We start from the raw sequence: 20,414 nt of genomic DNA on the forward strand, positions 1-20,414 counted from the left end.
CCTCTTGGCTGTCTTGGGATACCAGAAGGATCTTGCCCATGTCGTCTGAGGCCCCCGGCAGGTCGACGCTCACCGTCGCCTGCGGCCTCTCCCGAAACGCCGTCATCATCCGGCTCGAAGGCGAGCTCGACGTCTACGCGGTCCCGGTCCTGCGCGAGCACATGCAGCGCGTCTGGGAGCTGCCGGCCGAGCCGTTCCTCATCCTCGACCTCGGCGCGGTCGCCTTCTGCGACTCGATGGGCATGAACGAGCTCGTCGAGGTCATGCAGCGGTGCGAGTCGAGGGGCACCAGGCTGCTGCTCGCGGGGGTGCACGGGGTGATGGCGCGGGTGTTGTCGATCACGGGGCTGCGGCACGCGTTCGAGGTGTTCGCCAGGTTCGACGACGCCCTGCGGCTGGCCGTGGCGACCCTCTAGAGGGCTCTAGAGGCCGGCGGGGGCCGGGATCCTCCTCCCGGAGCGGCCGTCCACGGGGACGTAGCGCTCCTTGCCAGGCAGCGGCACGGTCAGCGCGGCCCGGCCGTCCTTGACGCGGACGGGAAGGGTGCGCACCCCCTGATGGTCGCCGCTCAGCGGGCCCTCGTGCACCCACACCAGCAGCCGGCGGCCCTCGGGGCGCGCGATCACCTTGGCCGTCGCGCACTCGCGCGGCGCGGCCGACCACGACAGCACGAGCTGCCGGCCGATCTTGGCCCACTGGGGGATCGGGGTGCGCTCGTCGCAGGCGGGCAGCGCGGGCGCCGGCGGCATGTCGTGGGCCACGACGGCGGGGCCGCGGCCGGAGGGCACGTCGCCCATCGCGACCGTGGCGGCCTCCAGCAGCGCCAGCGTCACGACTGCGCCCACCCGCGCCCCCGGACGGCCCTTGACGAGCACCCAGAGGGCGAGAGGGGCGAGCAGCAGCCAGGCCACGCCCAGGGAGATGGCAAGCATGAGGAACCTCGCACAGGATGAAGAGATATGACTCTACGTACTACTTCGACTGCGGAGAGGTTAGGTCATCCTTGAATATCACATGACCGCAGGGTTGCGCACTGTGTACCGTGCGTGATCACGCCCGGCGGCGGCGCACCCCGGGCCGTCCCGGGGCTGTGGCCGGTCAGCCCGCCTTGGGCGTGCCCTCCAGCGTCACGCCGGCGGCCTCCATCTGGGCCAGGGCCGACTGCGTGGTCGCCGGGGAGACGCCCGCGGTCAGGTCGAGCAGCACGCGCACGGCCAGCCCGTTGGCCGCCGCGTCGAGCGCGGTCGCCCGCACGCAGTGGTCGGTGGCGATGCCCACCACGTCGACCTCGGTCACCCCGCGCTCGCGCAGCCAGTCGGCCAGCGGCGCGCCGTCGCCCGAGGCGCCCTCGAAGCCGCTGTAGGCCGCCGCGTGGGCGCCCTTGCTGAAGACCTCCTCCACCTCCGACACGTCGAAGGAGGGATGGAAGTCGGCGCCGGGGGTGCCGGCCACGCAGTGGGCGGGCCAGGACGTGACGTAGTCGGGGGTGTCCGAGAAGTGGGTGCCGGGGTCGACGTGGTGGTCACGGGTGGCCACGACGTGGTCGTAGCCGTGGTCGCCGAGATGGCGGGTGATCGCGGCGGCCACCTCAGAGCCGCCTGCCACGGCCAGGCTGCCACCCTCGCAGAAGTCGTTCTGCACATCGACGATGATCAACGCGGTGCCCATAAGAGCACGATACGTCAGACGAACTCCGTGGGGATCGCCGCGTACCCCCTCCCGAGGTGCAGCGCCTCCTGGGGGAGCAGCGCGACGGCGGCGGCGTGGCGCTCACGGGCGGCGGACAGGGGCTCCCGGCCGACGACCTCGCCGTCGCGCACCAGCTCGTGCAGCAGGGGGATGCCGCCTTCGGGGACGACGCCGCCGGTCGTGATCAGCTCGGTCTCGACGTGCCCGCCTGCGTCGAGCAGCCGGTACGCCTCCTTGCGCCCGCCGCGCGACGGCTTGCCCACCGACCGCTTGGCCACGGCCTCCAGCCGGCCCGCGCCCGTCTCCCGCGCCACCAGCTTGTACACCAGGGCCGCCGTGGGGACGCCGGACCCGGTCACCAGGGAGGTGCCCACGCCGTAGCCGTCCACCGGGGCGGCGGCGAGCGCGGCGATCGCGTACTCGTCGAGGTCGGAGGTGACCACGATGCGGGTGTCGAAGGCGCCGAGCGAGTCGAGCAGCTCGCGCACCTCCTGCGCGGCGGCGGCCAGGTCGCCGGAGTCGATGCGGACCGCGCCCAGCTTGCTGCCGGCCAGCTCGACCGCAGTGCGCACCGCCTGCTCGACGTCGTAGGTGTCCACCAGCAGCGTCGTGCCCACGCCGAGGGAGGCGATCTGGGCCTCGAACGCGTCCCGTTCGGAGTCGTGCAGCAGGGTGAAGGCGTGCGCGGCCGTGCCCGCCGTGGGGACGCCGTACACGTGGCCGGCCATGAGGTTGGAGGTGGAGGCGAACCCGGCGATGTAGGCGGCGCGGGCGGCGGCGACGGCGGCGTACTCGTGCGTGCGGCGCGAGCCCATCTCGATGAGCGGGCGCTTGCCGGCGGCGTTGGTCATGCGGGAGGCGGCCGAGGCGATGGCGCAGTCGTGGTTGAGTATCGACAGCGTCAGCGTCTCCAGCAGCACGGCCTCGGCGAAGGTGCCCTCGACGATCATGATCGGGGAGGCGGGGAAGTACAGGTCGCCCTCGCGGTAGCCGTAGACGTTCCCGGAAAACCGGTAATCGGCGAGAAACGCCAGAGTCGATTCGTCGACCACCTCCTGCTCGCGGAGAAAGGTGAGTTCTTCGTCACCAAAACGGAAGCGTTCGAGCTCGTCCAGGACGCGTCCGATGCCGGCCACGACCCCGTACCGGCGGCCGCCCGGCAGGTGTCTGGCGAACACCTCGAAGACCGCGCGCCGGTGCGCCGCGCCGCTGCGCAGTGCCGCCTGGAGCATCGTCAGCTCATAGTGATCTGTGAGCAACGCAGTGCTCATGGTCATTCTCACGACTCGAAGACTACGACCCAGATAGGGCAGACTCGGGGATGTGGGTAGCACCGCTCCAATCACCGTCGAGCGTCCGTCATCGGACGTCCGGCCCGATCTGCCATGGGTGACCATCGTCTGGAACGACCCGGTCAACCTCATGTCCTACGTGACCTATGTCTTCCAAACCGTCTTCGGCTACACCAAGGAGAAGGCGGAGAAACTGATGCTGGACGTCCACCACAAGGGCAAGGCGGTCGTGTCCAGTGGCACGCGCGAAGAGATGGAACGCGATGTGCAGATTCTTCACTCCTACGGCCTGTGGGCGACGGTCCAGCCGGATTCGGTCAAGTGAGGCGGCGGCGGTGAGTTCGGGGTTCTCGGCCGGGCGGAACGGCTCGGTCATCGCGCAGTTCGAGGCCGCGGAGGTCTCGCTGCTGCGCTCGCTCGTCTCGATGCTGCTCGGCCTGGTCGCGCCGGGGGAGACCAGCGACGATCCGCTGGAGCGGGCGCTCGGCATCGGGGCGGCCCAGGCGCCCACCGACCCGGTGCTGGCCCGGCTGTTCCCCTCGGCCTACGAGGACGAGCAGGAGGCCTCGGAGTTCCGCCGCTACACCGAGGCCACACTGCGCGACGGCAAGCGCGCCGACGCCCAGACCGTCCTGGACACCGCGCGGCCCGGCGGCGCCGAGCTGACGCCGGAGCAGGCCCAGGCGTGGCTGCGCTCGCTCAACGACGTGCGCCTGACGCTCGGCACCAAGCTCGACGTGACCGAGGAGATCCACGACGAGATCGCCATGATGTCCGAGGACGACCCCCGCTACCCGGCCTACGTCACCTACGACTGGCTGACCTACCTCCAAGACAGCCTGGTCCGCGCCCTCTGGTAGCTTCCGGGCATGCTCACGATCTCGCAGGAACTGGTGGACAAGATCGTCGCGCACGCGCGGGCCGACCATCCCGACGAGGCGTGCGGGGTGATCGCGGGGCGCGACGGCGTGCCCGAGCGATTCGTCCCGATGGAGAACGCCGAGCGTTCGCCCACCTTCTACCGGTTCGACTCCATGGAGCAACTGCGCGTCTGGCGGGAGATGGACGACCGCGACGAGGAGCCCGTCGTGATCTACCACTCCCACACCGCCACCGAGGCGTACCCGTCGCGCACCGACGTGTCCTACGCCTCCGAGCCGCAGGCCCACTACGTCCTGGTCTCGACCAGGGACGAGAACGAGGTCGAGTTCCGCTCCTACCGGATCCTCGACGGAGTGATCGAGGAGGAAGAGGTAAGATTCCTCCCATGATGGTCCGGCCGGTGCAGAGCTACCTCTTCGCGCACACCCCGGCCGTCGTCGTCTACGACTGTCGCTGATCTGGAATCCGTACCAAGCCATCGGTGTTGCCGCCGATGGGACGACGACCAGATAAGAGGAGAATGACCGCGATGGCCATCGAGGTTCGCATTCCCACCATCCTGCGCACCTACACCGACGGCGCCAAGGCCGTCGACGCCGAGGGCGCCACCCTCGACGAGCTGATCAGCAACCTTGAGTCGCGCCACCCCGGCATCAAGGACCGCCTGGTCGACCAGGGCAGCCTGCGCCGCTTCGTCAACGTCTACCTCAACGACGAAGACGTGCGCTTCCTCGGCGGCCTCGGCACCCCGGTGTCCGACGGCGACACGGTGACTGTGCTGCCCGCCGTCGCCGGCGGGTGACATGCGGTTCGACTCGCTGATCGACTCGGTCGGGCGCACGCCGCTCGTCGGGCTGCCCAGGCTGTCGCCCTCGCCCGAGGTGCGCGTCTGGGCCAAGCTGGAAGACCGCAACCCGACCGGGTCGATCAAGGACCGGCCGGCGCTGTGGATGATCGAGCAGGCCGAGAAGGACGGCCTGCTCACGCCCGGCTGCACGATCCTGGAGCCCACCAGCGGCAACACCGGCATCTCGCTGGCGATGTCGGCCAAGCTCAAGGGCTACCGGCTGATCTGCGTGATGCCGGAGAACACCTCCGAGGAACGCCGCCAGCTCCTGCGCATGTGGGGCGCGGAGATCATCTCCTCGCCCGCCGCGGGCGGCTCCAACGAGGCCGTCCGCGTGGCCAAGGGCCTGGCCGCGGAGAACCCGTCCTGGGTGATGCTCTACCAGTACGGGAACCCGGCCAACTGGCGCTCCCACTACGAGACCACCGGCCCGGAGATCCTGGCCGACCTGCCCACGGTCACCCACTTCGTCGCCGGGCTCGGCACGACGGGCACGCTCATGGGCGTCGGCCGCTTCCTGCGGGAACGGGTGCCCGGCGTGCAGATCGTCGCCGCCGAGCCGCGCTACGGCGAGCTGGTCTACGGCCTGCGCAACGTCGACGAGGGCTTCATCCCCGAGTTGTACGACGAGTCCGTGCTCACCACCCGCTTCTCCGTCGGCTCGGCCGACGCGCTGCGCCGCACCCGCGAGCTGCTGGCCGCCGAGGGCATCTTCGCGGGCGTCTCGACGGGCGCCGCGCTCCACGCCGCGCTGGGCGTGGCCGGGAAGGCCGTCAAGGCGGCCGAGCGGGCCGACGTCGTCTTCGTGGTGGCCGACGGCGGCTGGAAGTACCTGTCCACGGGCGCCTACGACGGCACCCTGGAGGAGGCGGAAGAGCGCCTGGAAGGGCAGCTCTGGGCCTGACGACATGAACAAGGGGGCGGCCGGAACGGCCGCCCCCTTGTTCATGGTCAGTTGAACAACACCCGCAGCGAGAAGTCCGCCTCGGTGGCGCTCTGCTTGCCGCTCAGGCCGACGGCCCGCAGGACCTGCGCGTTGGCCTTCTCGTCGCCCTGCATGCTCTGCAGGTACAGGTGCTCGACCTTGTCGAGGTCCACGAAGAGCGCGAAGGTGGCCTCGCCGGCGTCGGGGATCGCGGTCTGGAACGTCTCGGAGTCGCCCAGGGTGCCTTCCTCGGCCAGCTTCTTGGCGTACTCCTCGCTCGTCGCCGCCGTGAAGACGCCGTCACCGGGCACCTTGGCGAGCTGCGGTGCCGGCTGCCCGCTGGCCGCCAGCGCCTTCTCGATCTTGCCGACCACCGCCTGGGCCTTGGCCGGGTCGGTGACCACGCGGACGCCCGCCTTGATCTGGTCGCCGTCCAGGCCCTGGCTGTCCACGGCGACCGTGAAGTTCTTGCCCAGCACCGTGGCCAGGTCGCCGGGCAGGTCGAGGCCGAACTTGGTCTTGGCCTGGTCGAGGAGCTGCTGGACCTCGGCGCCGCCGCCGGCCGCGGCCGACTTCTGGATCTGGGCCCACTGACTGGTGATCATCTGGTCCAGGCCGGAGACCGACAGGGCGCCGGCGGTGCCGGCGGGCAGCGTGCCCAAGGTGGCGGGCTGGAGGTCGTCCGAGGTCACGCCCTTGGCGCCGCGGACCAGGCCGGCCAGCTCGACGTAGGCGCTGTCGAAGCGCAGCGCGCCGGCGAACCGGGCGTCCTTGATGGGCTCGATGCTCGCGGCCTGCTCGGCGGGGATGGGGGTGAGCTTGGCCAGCGCGCCCATGTCCGCCCAGAACGACAGCACGCCCTGCTCGCCGACGTCGCCCATGTCGTCGTTGAACTCGCTGTTGTCGGCGAGGGTGGCCTCGCCCTTCGCGTACTTGTCGGCCAGCGCCTGGGTCGAGGACAGCAGCGCGTAGTCGTCGCGGAAGGCGATGCCGTACTTGTCGCCGTCCATGAGCTTGGCGATGCCGGCCTTGGCCTGCGCCTGGTCCTTGACCTGCACGGCCACCGCGAAGTCGGGCTCGGGCTTGCCGGAGGGCACGGCGGCGAAGCCGACCCTGCTGCCCAGCCACGGGTCCACGTCCTTGGCGAAGTCGACCTTCTTGTCGCCGCTCTCGTTGACCAGGTTGAACAGGGCCTGGCGGGGGTCCTCGCCGGTGAAGGAGCCCTTGGTGACCGTGAACTTCCTGGCGAGCTGGAACAGCGCCAGCTTCTGGTTCGCGGCCGGGTCGAGGTCGAGGCGGGCGTAGGCGATCGCGTTGGCGGGCAGCACCTCGTTCGGCTGCGTGCCGCCGCCGCCGATCGCGCCCACGGCCCACACCGCGCCGCCGCCGAGCAGCACCACCGCGAGCGCCGCCGCCCCGGCGATCAGCCAGCCCTTGCGGCCGCCCTTCTTCGCCGGCTGGGGCGGGCCGAAGCCCTCGGGGCCCTGCTGCTGCCAACCCTGCTGTCCGTACTGGTCCTGCTGCTGCCAGCCCTGCTGTTGCTGCTGCTGGGCGTAGGGGTCCTGCTGCGGCCAGCTCTGTTGTGGCTGTTGCTGGTGCTGCTGCCAACCCTGCTGCGCCTGGCCGCCGTACGGGGCGCCGTAGGCGGGCTGCTGGCCGTAGGCGGACTGAGGGCTGTAAGCCGGCTGCCCGTACGAAGCTCCCTGCCCCGGCTGCGGGGCCTGCTGACCATAGGGCTGCTGGTACGGCTGCTGCGGTTGGTACGGCTGCTGCTGCTCCTGCGGCTGGTCCCAGCCTCCTCGGTACGCCGTGGTGCGCTCAGGATCCTGGCCAGGTGGGGGATTATTCGCAGACATCACTCAACTCACAATGTGGACTTTTGACCACAGAGAAGGTAGCTGATGTTGCTAGATGGCCGCTTGCAATGTGCTGAAGTCGGGATCAGGCCCGGTTCAGCTCCTTTTTCAGCACATCGAGGTGAACTTCGCCATCCGTCCAGTCCGTCACGCAGGCCCAGGGGACGAACGTGCACCCTGCGTACACCGTCCGCGCCAGCGTCTTGGACAGCCAGGGGGAGCGGCCCTGACGGTCGCGGGTGAGCCCGAGCAGGACGGGCGCCCGCCGTCCCGAGACGACCAGGCCGTAGACCGTCTGGCTCTGCTGGAGCCCGCCCCTGTGCTTGTGGGCGCGGATGTCGACCACGTGACCGACCCAGATCCCGTTGCAGTCCCACACCGACTGACCGATGAGTTCGGTGACAGTTGCCATGATCGAACTGTCCCATCCGGGTGGTGTTTCCGCAGGTAGGCGCGCTGATGTCGGAACGGCGTGGTGCGAACGCCGCAGCCCCGCGTAAAGTGGGGGGACTACTAGAATATAGTTCCGTACGGTGAAGGCAGGGCGGGATGACCAAGTTCGACGAGGCCACACAGGCGATCCGGGTCGACGAGACCACCTATGACGTGTGCCTCGACCCCGGATACTCCATCGGCGGCCCGCTCAACGGCGGCTACCTGATGGCCGTGATCCTGCGCGCCGCCGTGGACGCCTCGCCGTTCGAGCACCCGGTGAGCACCACCTCGCAGTTCCTGCGCTCACCGGTCGCCGGCCCCGCCCAGGTCCGGGTCGAGCCGCTGAAGTCGGGCCGCACGGCCGCCTTCGCCAGGGCCACCCTCGTCCAGGACGGCGTGCCGCAGATCGAGAGCCTGATCACCACCGCCACCCTGGCCGGCGCCGACCCCGCCTACACCGACGCGCCCTCGGTCGTCATGCCGTCCGTCGAGGAGTGCGTCAAGCTGCCCGACCCCAAGCCCGAGAACAACATGACCCTCAACGCCCAGATGGACATGCGCTTCGACCCGCCCACCATCGCCTGGCTGGCCGGCGAGCCGACGGGCAGGCCGGAGTCGCGGGCGTACTTCAGGATGGCCGAGCCGCAGGACGCCGACCCGTACGTGCTGGCCCTGGCCGTGGACGCGCTGCCGCCCGTGGTCTTCTCCGCCGGCGCCCGCGGCTGGGCGCCCACCGTCGAGCTCACCTGGCACCTGCGGGCCCTGCCCGCCCCCGGCTGGCTCACCCTGATCGGGAGCGGCCGCCTCATTTCGGACGGCTGGTTCGACGAGGAGGTCGAGGTCTGGGACTCCGCGGGCCGGCTCGTCGCCCAGTCGCGTCAGCTCGCCCGGGTCGGAAGAGGCTGAGGCGCGCGACACGACAGGCGCGTCTTCGTCAGGTGTGAGCATTCTTACGCGGTGTTGATCGAGCAGGTCGCCTACCCTCTAGAACGTGCCGGACGAGAGTATTGGGATCTTCGACAGCGGGGTGGGCGGCCTGACGGTCGCCCGCGCGATCATCGACCAGCTCCCCCACGAGTCGATCACCTACGTGGCCGACACGGCCCGCCAGCCGTACGGGCCGAAACCTCTCGCGCAGCTGCGCGCCTACGCCCTTGAGGTGATGGACCACCTCGTCGAGCAGGACGTCAAGATGCTCGTCATCGCGTGCAACAGCGCCAGCGCCGCCGTGCTGCGCGACGCCCGCGAACGCTATGACGTGCCGGTCGTCGAGGTGATCCAGCCCGCCACCAGGCGGGCCGTGCGCGCCACCCGCACCGGCCGGGTCGGCGTGATCGCCACCCAGGCCACCATCACGTCGCTGGCCTACCACGACGCCTTCACCGCGGCCCCCGACGTGCAGCTCACCGGCGTGGCCGCGCCCCGGCTGGTGGAGTACGTCGAGCGCGGCGAGACGATGAGCAAGGAGCTCATCGACGTCCTGCGCGACTACCTCGAACCGATCAGGGCGGCCGGCTGCGACACGCTCATCCTCGGCTGCACCCACTACCCGCTGCTCACCGGCGCGATCTCCTACGTCGTCGGCGACGGGGTCACGCTGGTCTCCAGCGCCGACGAGACGGCCAAGGACGTCTACCGGATCCTGCACGACCGCGGCCTGGCGGCGGGAGGCGAGGCCACCCCCCGGCACCGCTTCCGCGCCACCGGCGACTCCCAGCTCTTCGCCCGCCTCGGCAGGCGATTCCTGGGCCCGGAGATCGACGTGGTCGAAGTCGCGCCAGTGGGGGGTACTACCTTGAGCGGGAGGCCCACATGAAGGTGACCATCGTCGGATGCTCGGGCAGCTACCCGGGCCCCGACAGCCCCGCGTCCTGCTATCTCGTCGAGGCCGAGGGGTTCAGGATGCTGCTCGACCTCGGCAACGGGTCGCTCGGCGCGCTCCAGCGCCATATCGGCCTCTACGACGTGGACGCCATCTGCCTGTCCCATCTGCACGCCGACCACTGCCTCGACGTCTGCGGTTACCACGTGGCCCGCACGTACGGGCCCGACGCGCCGTACCCGCCCGTGCCGGTCTACGCGCCCGAGGGGGCGCCGGCCCGGCTCGCGGCCGCGTACGGGATGCCGGACGAGCCCGGCCTGGAGACCGCCTTCGACTTCACGCCGCTGTCGCCCGGCTCGTTCGAGGTGGGGCCGTTCGTCGTCACCGCCGGCCTGGTGAACCATCCGGTCGAGGCGTACGGGTTCCGGGTGGCCAGCGACGACGTGTGCATGGCGTACTCGGGGGACACCGGGGAGTCGGCGGAGCTGGTCAAGCTGGCCGCGGGGGCCGACCTCCTGTTGTGCGAGGCGTCGTTCGTCGAGGGGCCCGATCTGCCGCCCGACCTGCACCTGACCGGCCGTCAGGCGGCCGAGCACGCCGCCAAGGCCAACGCGGGCAAGCTCGTGCTCACCCATCTGGTGCCGTGGAACGACAACGCCAGGGTGCTGCAGGACGCGTCGAGGGGCGGCTACGCCGGGCCGATCGAGCTGGCCCGCAGCGGCGCGGTCTACGACCTGGCCTGAACGTCGTCGAAGTCGCGTAATCGGGGCAGCGGCGAGAACAGCAGCGGCACGAACGACACGACCCGGCCGATCATGAACACCCATAAGGCCGTCCGCACGCCGAACTGCTGGGCGACGATCCCGCCGAGCAGCGCGCCGAGCGGGACCGAGGTCCACGTCAGCGACCGGAACGAGGCGTTGACCCGGCCCAGCAGCTGCTCGGGGACCGTCGTCTGCCGGTAGGTGATCTGGCCCACCGCGGCCAGCGCCGAGCTCCACGACAACGCGATCGAGGTGACGGCGAAGAACGCCACCCGCCAGTCGGCCTGGGTCATCGGCAGCAGCAGGGCGAAGGGGGCCGGCACGGTGAGCGAGAGCCAGGTGATCCTGGCCGTGCCGACCTTCCTGGCCAGCAGCGCGCCGAGCAGGCCCGCGGCCACGCCGCCGAACCCGCCGGACATGAGCAGCACGCCGATGAGACCGGGCGCCAGGCCCACCTCCTCGGCCAGGAACAACACCGACAGGCCGAGCACCGCGCCGACCGTCAGGTTCGCCATCACCGAGGACGCGGCGAACATGCGCAGCAGGCGGTCGCGCCACACGTAGCGCAGGCCCACGCCGATGCCGCGCAGCAACGGCTCGGGCTCGCCCGCCGCCGGCGGCTTGTCCGGGGTCTTGATGGCGCTGAGGAACAGCGCCGACGTCAGCGAGCCCAGCGCGGTGGCGAGCATCGTGAACGGCGCCCCGACGAGCTGCACCAGCAGGCCGCCGACGCCCGGCCCGGCCAGGAAGCCGCCGGAGCGCACCACTTCCAGCTTGGAGTTGCCGTCGCCGAGCTGCCGCGCGCTCACCAGGCTGGGCAGGTACGTCTGGTCCGCGACGTCGTTGAAGACCTGCGCCACACCCACCAGGAAGGCGACCGCGAACATCATCCCGATCGACAGCACGCCCAGGTACGCCGCCAGCGGAATGCTCGCCAGCAGCACGAACCTGGCCAGGTCGGTGACCATCATCACGCGGCGCCGGCGCATCCGGTCGACCCACACCCCCGCGGGCAGGCCGAGCACGAGGAACGCGGCGGTCTGCAGCGCGGACAGCAGAGCCACCTGGGCCGGCTGCGCGTGCAGCGTGACGACCGCCACCAGCGGGAGGGCCACGCGCGAGATATTCGCTCCCAGTTCGTTCCCCACGTGCGACGTCAGGAACCGGAGGAAGTCAGGGTTTCGCAACACCCCCGTTGTCATTGCGTAAGGATCCATGTGTCGGACACATTTGGTCAAGAGTGTCGTGCCACGGAGATAGGGTGATCTGCATGTCCCGACAGGATGGCCGCAACCCCGACCAGCTACGCCCCATCACCATCACCCGGCAGTGGCTGGCGCATGCCGAGGGTTCGGTCCTCGTCGAGTTCGGCGGCACGAGGGTGCTCTGCGCGGCGTCGGTGCAGGACAGCGTGCCGCGCTGGCGCAGGGGCAGCGGGCAGGGCTGGGTCACGGCCGAATACGCGATGCTGCCGCGGGCGACCAATACCCGTAATGACCGGGAATCGGTCCGCGGCAAAATCGGCGGGCGCACGCACGAGATTTCCCGGTTGATCGGAAGATCACTTCGCGCGTGCGTCGATTACAAGGCGCTGGGCGAAAACTCCATTCTGCTCGACTGCGACGTTCTGCAGGCCGACGGCGGCACCAGGACCGCCGCGATCACCGGCGCCTACGTCGCGCTCGCCGACGCCGTCGCCTGGATGAAGGCGCGCAAGATGTGCCCCGGAGACCCGCTGATCGGCTCGGTCGCGGCCGTCTCCGTCGGGGTCGTCGGCTCGGTCCCCATGCTCGACCTGTGCTACACCGAAGACGTCGCGGCCGAGACCGACATGAACGTCGTGATGACCGGCGAGGGCGCCTTCGTCGAGGTCCAGGGCACCGCCGAGGGCGTGCCCTTCGACCGCGCGGCCCTCGACCAGCTGCTCGACCTGGCCGCCGCCGGGTGCGAGGAGCTCACCCTGATCCAGCAGGAGGCGCTGGGCGCATGAAGATCGTGCTCGCCACCCGCAACCCGGGCAAGATCGCGGAGCTGCGGCGCATCCTCACCGGGTTCGAGATCGTCGGCCTGGAGGAGTTCCCCGAGATCGGCGAGGTCGCCGAGACCGGCGTCACCTTCGAGGAGAACGCGCTGCTCAAGGCGCACGCCGTCGCCAACGGCTCCGGGCTGCCGGCCGTGGCCGACGACTCAGGGCTCTGCGTCGACGTGCTCAACGGCATGCCCGGCGTCTTCTCGGCCCGCTGGTCCGGCCGCCACGGCGACGACCAGGCCAACCTCGACCTGCTGCTGGCCCAGCTCTCCGACGTGCCCGCCGAGAAGCTGTCGGCGCACTTCGCCTGCGCCGCCGCGCTCGCGCTGCCGTCCGGGGAGCACCGGGTGGTGGAGGGCACGCTGCCCGGCCACCTGATCACCACCCCGCGGGGCACCAACGGCTTCGGCTACGACCCGATCCTGGTGCCGCTCGGCCACGATCGCACCACCGCCGAGCTGTCGCCCGACGAGAAGGACGCCATCAGCCATCGGGGCCGCGCCTTCCGCGCGCTGGCGCCGATCGTGCGCGACATCGTCGGCTCGTAACCACCGCGTAAGAACCTGCTGACCTCGGGCGACGTAACGTCGTACCGTGCAGAAGAACGAGACAGTACCCGCGCGGGGGCCCGCCGGGGTGCCCGCGTGGGCCGGTGCCGTGGCGGGGCTCACGGCGGGCGCGCTGGCGCTGGGGATCGCGCAGCTCGTCGCCGGGCTCATCGGTCCTGAGACCTTTCCGGTGGTGGCGGTGGGGGACGCCGCCGTCGACCTGACGCCGGCGCCGGTGAAGGACTTCGCGATCAACACGTTCGGGGAGAACGACAAGACCGTCCTCGTCGGGGGCGTGCTCGTGGTGCTCGCCGGGATCGCGGCCGTCGTCGGGGTGCTGGCGCGGCGGCGGCTCGCGTACGGGTACGCGGGGCTGGCCCTGTTCGGGGTGGTGGGGGTGGCCGCGGTGCTCACCCGTCCGGGGGCGGGGGCGGCGGACGTGCTGCCCACGGTGGCCGGGGTCCTGTGCGGGGGGCTGACGCTGGGGTGGCTGCTGCGGCGCGCGGGCGGTCGCCGCGGCGCGGTCGCGGTCCCCGGGGTCGGTGGCGGTGCGATCACCGAAGCCGGTGGTGAGCCGGCTGGCGGGGTTGGTGGTGCCGTCCGTGATGCCGGTGGCGAGCAGGATGCCAAGGGCGGCGGTGCGGTTTCCGAGGGTGGTGAGGGGGCTGTGGAGCGGCCTGCCGTGATGCGTCCCGGGGCGGGGGAGCGGGGGTTCGACCGGCGGCGGCTGATCACCGGGGTGGCCGGCGGGATCGTGGTCGCGGGGGCGTCGGCCGCGCTGGGGCGGCAGCTCGGCGGGCGGCGGGAGCTGGCCGCGACGCGGGTGAACCTGGCGCTGCCCAGGCCCGCGACGCCCGCCCGTCCCCTTCCCGCCGGTACGGACTTCCGCATCCCCGGCCTGTCACCCTTCATCACGAAAAATCAGGACTTCTATAGAGTTGATACGGCGCTCGTCGTCCCCCAGGTGGACCCGCGCGCCTGGAGGCTTCGCATCCACGGCATGGTGGACAGACCGGTCGAGATCACCTACGCCGAGCTGCTGAACCTGCCGCTCACCGAGGCCGACATCACCCTGACCTGCGTCTCCAACGAGGTGGGCGGCCCGTACGTCGGCAACGCCCGCTGGCTCGGCGTACGCATGGCCGACCTGCTGCGCCGTGCCGGGCTCCAGCCGGGGGCCGACATGCTGCTGTCCACCTCCGACGACGGCTTCACCTGCGGCACGCCCGTGGACGTCGTGATGGACGGCCGCGACGCCCTCTTCGCCATCGCCATGAACGGCGAGGCGCTCCCGTTCGAGCACGGCTTCCCCGTACGCCAGGTCGTGCCCGGCCTGTACGGGTACGTGTCGGCCACCAAGTGGGTGGTGGACGTGAAGGTGACCCGGTTCGACCAGGACCAGGCGTACTGGACGCCACGCGGGTGGGCCGCCAAGGGGCCGATCAAGACGGAGTCGCGCATCGACGTCCCGAGGAGCGGCGGCTCGCTGAAGGCCGGGCGCACGACCATCGCCGGGGTGGCGTGGGCCCAGCACATCGGGGTGGACGCCGTCGAGGTGCGGGTCGATCGCGGCGAGTGGCGGCAGGCGAGGCTGGCCGCCGTGCCGGGGCCCGACACCTGGCGGCAGTGGGCGCTCGACTGGGACGCCACGCCCGGCGAGCACACGATCGAGGCGCGCGCGACGGACGCGGCGGGTCACACCCAGACCGAACAGCAGGCGCCGCCCGCGCCCGACGGCGCCAGCGGGTGGCCGGCCGTGACGGTCCAGGTGGCCTGATTCGCGGACGTTTGCGCAGGTAAAGGCGTCGTCCACGACGGATAATCTTCCCCACTTCCCCCTCTCGGACGTGACGGCGGCCCTACGATCGGTCGTCCAAGCAGGACAGGAGGCAGGACGTGGTCCGCGAACGCAAATCGAGCGTCCGAGGGGTCCTTCCGGAGGGGCAGTACAACCCGGTGGTGGGCGAGGGGGTCCGGTGGCTCGACTACGAACGCGCCGCCGAGGACGTCCCCGGCGAAGCGCCCGCCACGACCGAGGTCCCCTCCTCCCGTGAGGGCTCGGCCCCCTTAACGCCCGCCGCCTCCAGCGCCCCCGACGAGGAGCCGCCGCCGCCACCCGGCCTCCGTACGCAGGCCCCTGCCCCCTCCCATCCGTCCCCCCGGCCCGCCGCGGCCCCCGCGCCCGGTGTGGCCTCCGCTCTGGACGTGCTCACCGGTCTCGCCACCCGCCCGGCCCCGGCCCGCACCGATTCGCCGTACGGCCTGACGTTCAGCCTGAACACCCTCAACCGCCTCGCCGCCACGCTCCCGGACGGACGGGAGGACGCGCGCTCCGGCTTGCCGGCGGGCGTGCCGGACGGCCCTGCGCCGCCTTCCACCGAGCCGTCCGGCTCCGACGGTGACGCGGCGAGCGGTGAGCCGGCCGGCTCAGAGGCGCCGAACGCCGGGGAGACGCACGTCGGCACGTCCGGCCACGCGGAGGGACGTCCTGACGCGCCCGGCGACCGGGAGCTCCCGGAGGCGGAGGCGTCGCGCACGACGGCTCACGCGGCCCGCGATCCGCACGGAGCCGCACCCGCACCGGCCGCCCCGCGCGACATCGGCCTGAACGGAGCCGCCCCGCAGGCAGGCGTGGTAGGCGGGAGCGCCCTGCGGGAAGCCGCCCCGGAGGCGGAAAGCCTGCGTGCGGTCAGTCCGGACAAGGGGAGCCTGCGCGCGGCCGGGCCGGACAAGGGCGGGCTGCGTGCGGCCGGTCCGGAGGCGGGGGAGTTCCCAGGGGGCGGGAGCGGTGGGCCGGAGAGGCCCGGGGGCGCGGTGACACGGGGTTTCGGGGCGGCGGTCAGCGGGATGCGGCGGCTGGAGTTCGGGGAGAGTGACGGGGCCCGCGGCGCGGACGGACGGCATCCGCTGGAGGCCCGGATCGACCGGGCGAGGAACCGGGCCACCGTCGACTGGTTCGAGGGCGAGCGGCGGCCGCCGAGGCTGGCCGACAGCCGGCCGTACGGGCTGCCCGGCGGGCTGGCACAGCCGGACCCGCAGGTGGAACGGGAGCTGAGGCAGGCGCTGGAGCCCGGCGTCCGGTTCCCCGACCCGCGTGGCACCTGGGTCCGGCTGATCAACGGCGGCGGCCCGGCGGACGACCCGTTCCGGGCCTCCAACGCCGCCGACTGCGCCCTGGCCGTGCTGTCCACCTGGCACGGCGAGCCCGCCACCGCCGCCCCCCGGCTCCCCGAGTACGACGGGATCGGCCGGCCGCTGCTCACCGGCGAGAAGGGCGGCGCGGCCCGGATCGAGCGGTGGACGGGACAGCGGTTCCAGTACGCGGGCCAGGGGCGGCACGCCTACCCCATGATCGCCCGGCGGCTGCTGGAGGCCGGGCACGGCGCGAGCGCGGTCATCGTGGTGCGCTGGCCGGGCGGCGGGTCGCACGTCTGGAACGCGGTCAACTCCGGCAGCGAGGTGATCTGGATCGACGCCCAGCGCGGGCACATGTCGGTCGAGCCGCCGTACGCGACGGTGACGGGGGTGTTCTGCATGATCCTCGACCGGCAGGGGCGGCCGCGATGAACATGGACCAGGCCAGGGCGCTGGCGGAGGAGTACGTCAACGGGACGCGCCCGCCGGACGAGCCGCTGTCGGTGGGCCTGTACGGCTTCCACGACGGGTACGTCGCCTGGATCCGGGAGCTCGACCCCGACGACCCCACCACCCTGCCGGACACGATCGGCGGGGCGTGCATCGTGATCGACAAGGCGTCCGGGGAGGTCGTGGTGCGGCCGCTGCTGGATCCGGAGACCGTCGCCGAGCTATGGCCCGGTCGCACCCCGCGCTGACCGCGTGACGCACCCGGCGGGCCGGGCGCCGCCCCCATGGGACGCCCGACCTGGCGACACGTGCCAGGCCGCACCTCCCGTGGGGGTGCCCGGCCCGGCGGCACGTGTGTGGCCGCGCGGCCTCGGCGTCCCCCACGACACCTGTCCCATGAGGCCGCGCAGCCCCTGCACGCACCCTCTATCCTGATTTTTCGCTTTTATTCGCTTTTATCAGGGATTACCCCGTAGCCAGCGAGCCGACGATCGACGCCCTGGCCGCCCGCCGGGCCGGCACCACGGCGGCCAGCACGCCCGCCAGCCCCGAGAGCACCACGAACAGCGCGATCTGCCCGATGGGCGCGGAGAAGACCGCCCCCGGCAGCATCGCCCGTACCGCGGCCCAGCCGAACACGCCGCCGAGCACCACGCCGACCAGCGCCCCGATCAGGCCGAGCAGCAGCGCCTCGACCGAGAGCATCCGCCGCAGCTGCGGCCGGGTCAGCCCGAGCGCCCGCAGCAGCGCCGACTCCCTGGTGCGCTCGTGCACCGACAACGACAGGGTGTTGGCGATGCCGAGCAGCGAGATCAGGATCGCCAGCCCGAGCAGCCCGGTCACGATCATGAGCAGCATGTCCAGGGTCTCGTCGAACTGCCCGCGCACCTCGGTCGAGCTGGCCATCTGGACGGTGGGATGGGCCGCGATGGCGGCCCTGACCACCTCGCGGGCCTGGTCGGTCGCGACGCCGTCGCGGATGTTGATCATCACGCGGGCGTCGGGCACCCGGTCGTAGTAGGTGTCGAACGGCCGCTCGGCGACGGTGAGCGGCGGCAGGGTGGAGTTCGTCCCGGCCAGGACGGCGACCACCTTCAGCGGCACGGACCCGGCCAGCTCGGTCCTGACGGTGACCGTGTCGCCGACCTTGACGCCCAGGGCGGAGGCCGCGTAGTCGAGCAGCGCGACCTGCCCGGCCGACAGGCCCGCCATCGAGCCGGACAGCACCTCGGGGGCGAGGGTCCCGTGGTAGGTGCCGATGTCGAAGCGCCGGTCGCCCACCTTGCCCGGTGTCTCGCGGACCTGCAGCACCGAGGCCAGCTCGGGCCGGCCGCGCAGCTTCTCGGCCACCGACCTGGGCACGCCGCTGTCCTGCACCTGGCCGGTCAGCATGTAGTCGACCGGGAACTGCTCGTCGAGCTTGTTCCACACGGTCAGCCGGGTGGAGGCGCTGAGCACCGAGATCAGCGTCATCAGCGTGACGCCGATGGTGAGCGCGACCGTGGTGGTCGCGGCGCGCCGGGGGTTGCGGGCCGAGTTGTCCAGGGCCAGGCGTCCGGGCACGCCGAACAGCTTGGCCGGGATCCAGCCCACCACCGCGCTCAGCGGCCCGACCAGCACCGGCCCGAGGATCAGCACGGCCAGGAAGACCAGCGCGCCGCCGGCCATCACGACGAACAGCGTGCTCGTCTCGCCCGCCGGCAGCCCCGCCACGCCGAACGCGGTCAGGCCCGCGCCGCCCAGCAGGAACAGCCCCGCGAACACCGAGCGCAGCAGGCCGGTGCGGAAGTCCTGCTCCTCCGGCTGGGCGCGCAGCGCCGCGACCGGCGGCACGCGGGTGGCCGCCCGCGCGGGCAGCAGGGCCGCGAACAGGGTGACCACCAGGCCGACGGCCAGGCCGATCCCGATGGTGGCCGGCGTCAGCGCGACCGCCGCGTCCGTGGGCATGGGGGCGTCGAACGCGGCCAGCAGCGTCAGCGCGAGCACCGCCAGCCCGTAACCGGCCAGCAGGCCGAGCGCGGAGGCGAGCAGCCCGACCGCGATCGATTCCAGCACGATCGAGCCGAACACCTGCCCGCGGGTCGCGCCGATGCAGCGCAGCAGCGCCATCTCCCGGGTGCGCTGGGCGACCAGGATGGTGAAGGTGTTGTAGATGACCAGCGCGGCCACCATCATCGCCACCGCCCCGAACAGCAGCAGGCCGATGGTCAGCGTGCGCATCGACAGCCCGGCCGCGGCCGCCAGGTCGTCGGCCAGCTCCGCGCCGGACTTGACCTCGTACGCCTCGCCGAGGGCCGCGGCCACGGCCTGCTTCAGCCCGGGGGCCGAGCCGGCGACGTCGATCTCGCGGTAGCCCTTGGCGCCGGTCATGCGCTGCGCGGTGGCCGCGGTGAAGCCGACCGCGCCGGTGAAGGAGAGCTCCTGGTCCACCCCCGGGTCGAGCAGGCCGACCAGCCGGAACTGGTGCCGGGCCTGCTTGCGGTCGAGCACGGTGATCGTGTCGCCGAGCCGCAGGCCCTGCGACTTCGCGGTGTTCTTGTCCAGCACGGCCGCCTGGTCGTCGGTGCCCGGGCCGGTGCCCGCGACGATCGAGACGCGGTCCAGCGGGCCGGGGACGATTGACAAGGCCGTGGTCGGGCTGCTGCCGACCGCCCTGCCGTCCTTGCCGAGCAGCGGCGCGGGGTCGCGGATCAGGCCCTGCGCCTCGGTCACTCCGGCCAGGGCACGCACCCGTTCCAGGGCCTTCTCCGGCAGCACGCCGTCGCGCTCCTTGGGCAGGACGGCCACGTCCACCTTGTCGGCGTCGGCGGTGACGCGCTGGGAGAAGCCTGCCTGGATGGTGTCGTTCAGCACGAACGTGCCCGCGATGAAGCCCACCCCGAGCGTGATCGCCAGCGAGGTGAGCAGCAGCCTGAGCGTGTGCGCGCGCAGCCCGGCCAGCGCCGTCTTCAGCACCTCAGCCCTCCAGCTTCACGAGGGTGTCCAGGACGGCCTGCGGCGACGGCGAGGTGATCTCGGTGACCAGCTCGCCGTCGCGCAGGAACACCACCCGGTCGGCGTAGGCCGCCGCGACCGGGTCGTGGGTGACCATGACGATGGTCTGGCCGAGCTCGCGGACCGAGGTGCGCAGGAAGGACAGGATCTCCGAGCCGCTGCGCGAGTCCAGGTTGCCCGTGGGCTCGTCGGCGAAGATCACCTGCGGCTTGCTGATCAGTGCCCTGGCCACGGCCACGCGCTGCTGCTGGCCGCCGGACAGCTCGGTCGGCCGGTGCGCGAGCCGGTCGCGCAGCCCGACGGTGTCGATGACCCGGGCGAACAGCTCCTCGTCCGCCTGCCGGGCGGCGATGTCCAGGGGCAGCCTGATGTTCTGCTCGGCGGTCAGCGTGGGCAGCAGGTTGAACGCCTGGAAGATGAAGCCGATCCGCTCCCGGCGCAGCAGCGTGAGCTGCCGGTCGGCCAGGCCGGTCAGCTCGACGTCGCCGATGTGCACCGTGCCCGAGGTGGCGGTGTCCAGGCCGGCCAGGCAGTGCATGAGCGTGGACTTCCCGGAGCCGGAAGGGCCCATGATCGCCGTGAAGGCGCCGGTGGCGAAGGCCACGTCCACGCCGCGAAGGGCGTGGACCTGGGCGTCGCCCTGGCCGTACACCTTGGTCAGGGCCTTGGCCACCACCGCGGGCGGTGCCGCGCGCCAGGACTCGGTGAGGGTCACTTTCACTCCTTGTCGCAATTTCTCGTCGCGA

The 20,414-nt window shown here is 71.8% G+C and carries 22 protein-coding genes; 14 read left to right on the forward strand and 8 right to left on the reverse strand.

The window, feature by feature from the left end; translation table 11 throughout:
• Positions 1-38: 38 nt before the first annotated feature.
• The gene (locus ACIBQ8_RS29450; protein WP_397169601.1) at positions 39-416 is read left to right on the forward strand and encodes an STAS domain-containing protein; all 378 of its coding nucleotides are present in this window, start codon (positions 39-41) and stop codon (positions 414-416) included.
• Between the two features lie 6 nt (positions 417-422).
• Here the strand turns inward: ACIBQ8_RS29450 and ACIBQ8_RS29455 are convergent, their stop codons facing one another.
• The 3 genes from ACIBQ8_RS29455 to ACIBQ8_RS29465 form a co-directional block, all read right to left on the reverse strand.
• Positions 423-932, reverse strand: a complete 510-nt coding sequence (locus ACIBQ8_RS29455; protein WP_397169599.1) for a hypothetical protein — start codon at positions 930-932, stop codon at positions 423-425.
• Between the two features lie 166 nt (positions 933-1,098).
• A complete protein-coding gene (locus tag ACIBQ8_RS29460; protein WP_397193473.1) occupies positions 1,099-1,668 on the reverse strand; it encodes a nicotinamidase in 570 nt (189 codons plus the stop codon).
• 14 nt (positions 1,669-1,682) lie between these two features.
• Entirely contained in the window at positions 1,683-2,966 is a 1,284-nt protein-coding gene (locus tag ACIBQ8_RS29465; RefSeq protein ID WP_397170700.1) for a nicotinate phosphoribosyltransferase, read from the reverse strand.
• Positions 2,967-3,012: 46 nt separating this feature from the next.
• Between ACIBQ8_RS29465 and clpS the strand changes: the two genes are divergently transcribed.
• From clpS to ACIBQ8_RS29490, 5 genes are all read left to right on the forward strand, one after another.
• Complete coding sequence (clpS, locus tag ACIBQ8_RS29470) at positions 3,013-3,306, forward strand: ATP-dependent Clp protease adapter ClpS (protein WP_397169595.1); 294 nt, start codon at positions 3,013-3,015, stop codon at positions 3,304-3,306.
• Positions 3,307-3,316: 10 nt separating this feature from the next.
• The gene (locus ACIBQ8_RS29475) at positions 3,317-3,841 is read left to right on the forward strand and encodes a DUF2017 domain-containing protein (protein WP_397169593.1); all 525 of its coding nucleotides are present in this window, start codon (positions 3,317-3,319) and stop codon (positions 3,839-3,841) included.
• 9 nt (positions 3,842-3,850) lie between these two features.
• A complete protein-coding gene (locus ACIBQ8_RS29480; RefSeq protein WP_352327704.1) occupies positions 3,851-4,252 on the forward strand; it encodes a M67 family metallopeptidase in 402 nt (133 codons plus the stop codon).
• Positions 4,253-4,392: 140 nt separating this feature from the next.
• Positions 4,393-4,665 carry a MoaD/ThiS family protein gene (locus ACIBQ8_RS29485; protein WP_352350116.1) on the forward strand — a complete coding sequence of 91 codons (273 nt, stop codon included), beginning with the start codon at positions 4,393-4,395 and terminating at the stop codon, positions 4,663-4,665.
• A 1-nt stretch (position 4,666) separates the two neighbouring features.
• Positions 4,667-5,614 (forward strand): PLP-dependent cysteine synthase family protein, encoded by a 948-nt coding sequence (locus tag ACIBQ8_RS29490; RefSeq protein ID WP_397193474.1) that lies wholly within the window; start codon positions 4,667-4,669, stop codon positions 5,612-5,614.
• A 47-nt stretch (positions 5,615-5,661) separates the two neighbouring features.
• Here ACIBQ8_RS29490 and ACIBQ8_RS29495 read toward each other — a convergent pair whose 3' ends face one another.
• Both ACIBQ8_RS29495 and ACIBQ8_RS29500 read right to left on the reverse strand, forming a co-directional pair.
• Entirely contained in the window at positions 5,662-7,491 is a 1,830-nt protein-coding gene (locus ACIBQ8_RS29495) for a DUF3352 domain-containing protein (RefSeq protein WP_397193475.1), read from the reverse strand.
• 85 nt (positions 7,492-7,576) lie between these two features.
• A complete protein-coding gene (locus ACIBQ8_RS29500; RefSeq protein ID WP_397169589.1) occupies positions 7,577-7,903 on the reverse strand; it encodes a hypothetical protein in 327 nt (108 codons plus the stop codon).
• A gap of 137 nt (positions 7,904-8,040) precedes the next feature.
• On the opposite strand from ACIBQ8_RS29500, the gene ACIBQ8_RS29505 reads away from it, so the two are divergent.
• The 3 genes from ACIBQ8_RS29505 (at position 8,041) to ACIBQ8_RS29515 (ending at position 10,491) form a co-directional block, all read left to right on the forward strand.
• On the forward strand, positions 8,041-8,832 hold the full coding sequence (locus ACIBQ8_RS29505; RefSeq protein WP_397169588.1) for a thioesterase family protein: 792 nt from the start codon (positions 8,041-8,043) through the stop codon (positions 8,830-8,832).
• Positions 8,833-8,917: 85 nt separating this feature from the next.
• Positions 8,918-9,742: a glutamate racemase gene (gene murI, locus ACIBQ8_RS29510; protein ID WP_397193476.1), complete on the forward strand. Its 825-nt coding sequence runs from the start codon at positions 8,918-8,920 to the stop codon at positions 9,740-9,742.
• Complete coding sequence (locus ACIBQ8_RS29515; protein WP_397169585.1) at positions 9,739-10,491, forward strand: MBL fold metallo-hydrolase; 753 nt, start codon at positions 9,739-9,741, stop codon at positions 10,489-10,491. The genes murI and ACIBQ8_RS29515 overlap by 4 nt, the downstream gene beginning before the upstream one ends.
• Here ACIBQ8_RS29515 and ACIBQ8_RS29520 read toward each other — a convergent pair.
• Complete coding sequence (locus ACIBQ8_RS29520) at positions 10,476-11,729, reverse strand: MFS transporter (RefSeq protein WP_397193477.1); 1,254 nt, start codon at positions 11,727-11,729, stop codon at positions 10,476-10,478. The two genes, ACIBQ8_RS29515 and ACIBQ8_RS29520, sit on opposite strands and share 16 nt — an antisense overlap.
• Before the next feature lie 53 nt (positions 11,730-11,782).
• On the opposite strand from ACIBQ8_RS29520, the gene rph reads away from it, so the two are divergent.
• From rph to ACIBQ8_RS29545, 5 genes are all read left to right on the forward strand, one after another.
• Entirely contained in the window at positions 11,783-12,502 is a 720-nt protein-coding gene (gene rph, locus ACIBQ8_RS29525) for a ribonuclease PH (RefSeq protein ID WP_357995279.1), read from the forward strand.
• The gene (gene rdgB, locus ACIBQ8_RS29530; RefSeq protein ID WP_387667897.1) at positions 12,499-13,089 is read left to right on the forward strand and encodes an RdgB/HAM1 family non-canonical purine NTP pyrophosphatase; all 591 of its coding nucleotides are present in this window, start codon (positions 12,499-12,501) and stop codon (positions 13,087-13,089) included. The genes rph and rdgB overlap by 4 nt, the downstream gene beginning before the upstream one ends.
• Positions 13,090-13,135: 46 nt before the next feature.
• A complete protein-coding gene (locus ACIBQ8_RS29535; RefSeq protein WP_397193478.1) occupies positions 13,136-14,866 on the forward strand; it encodes a molybdopterin-dependent oxidoreductase in 1,731 nt (576 codons plus the stop codon).
• 119 nt (positions 14,867-14,985) lie between these two features.
• On the forward strand, positions 14,986-16,656 hold the full coding sequence (locus ACIBQ8_RS29540) for a toxin glutamine deamidase domain-containing protein (protein ID WP_397193479.1): 1,671 nt from the start codon (positions 14,986-14,988) through the stop codon (positions 16,654-16,656).
• Positions 16,653-16,922 carry a hypothetical protein gene (locus tag ACIBQ8_RS29545; RefSeq protein WP_352350138.1) on the forward strand — a complete coding sequence of 90 codons (270 nt, stop codon included), beginning with the start codon at positions 16,653-16,655 and terminating at the stop codon, positions 16,920-16,922. Before ACIBQ8_RS29540 ends, ACIBQ8_RS29545 begins: the two co-directional genes overlap by 4 nt.
• A 217-nt stretch (positions 16,923-17,139) precedes the next feature.
• On the opposite strand, the gene ACIBQ8_RS29550 is transcribed toward ACIBQ8_RS29545, so the two are convergent.
• Complete coding sequence (locus ACIBQ8_RS29550; RefSeq protein ID WP_397193480.1) at positions 17,140-19,629, reverse strand: ABC transporter permease; 2,490 nt, start codon at positions 19,627-19,629, stop codon at positions 17,140-17,142.
• Position 19,630: 1 nt separating this feature from the next.
• Entirely contained in the window at positions 19,631-20,383 is a 753-nt protein-coding gene (locus ACIBQ8_RS29555; protein WP_397169576.1) for an ABC transporter ATP-binding protein, read from the reverse strand.
• Positions 20,384-20,414: the final 31 nt, after the last annotated feature.

The sequence above is a fragment of the Nonomuraea sp. NPDC049646 genome, from assembly GCF_044465525.1.
Lineage (GTDB): Bacteria > Actinomycetota > Actinomycetes > Streptosporangiales > Streptosporangiaceae > Nonomuraea.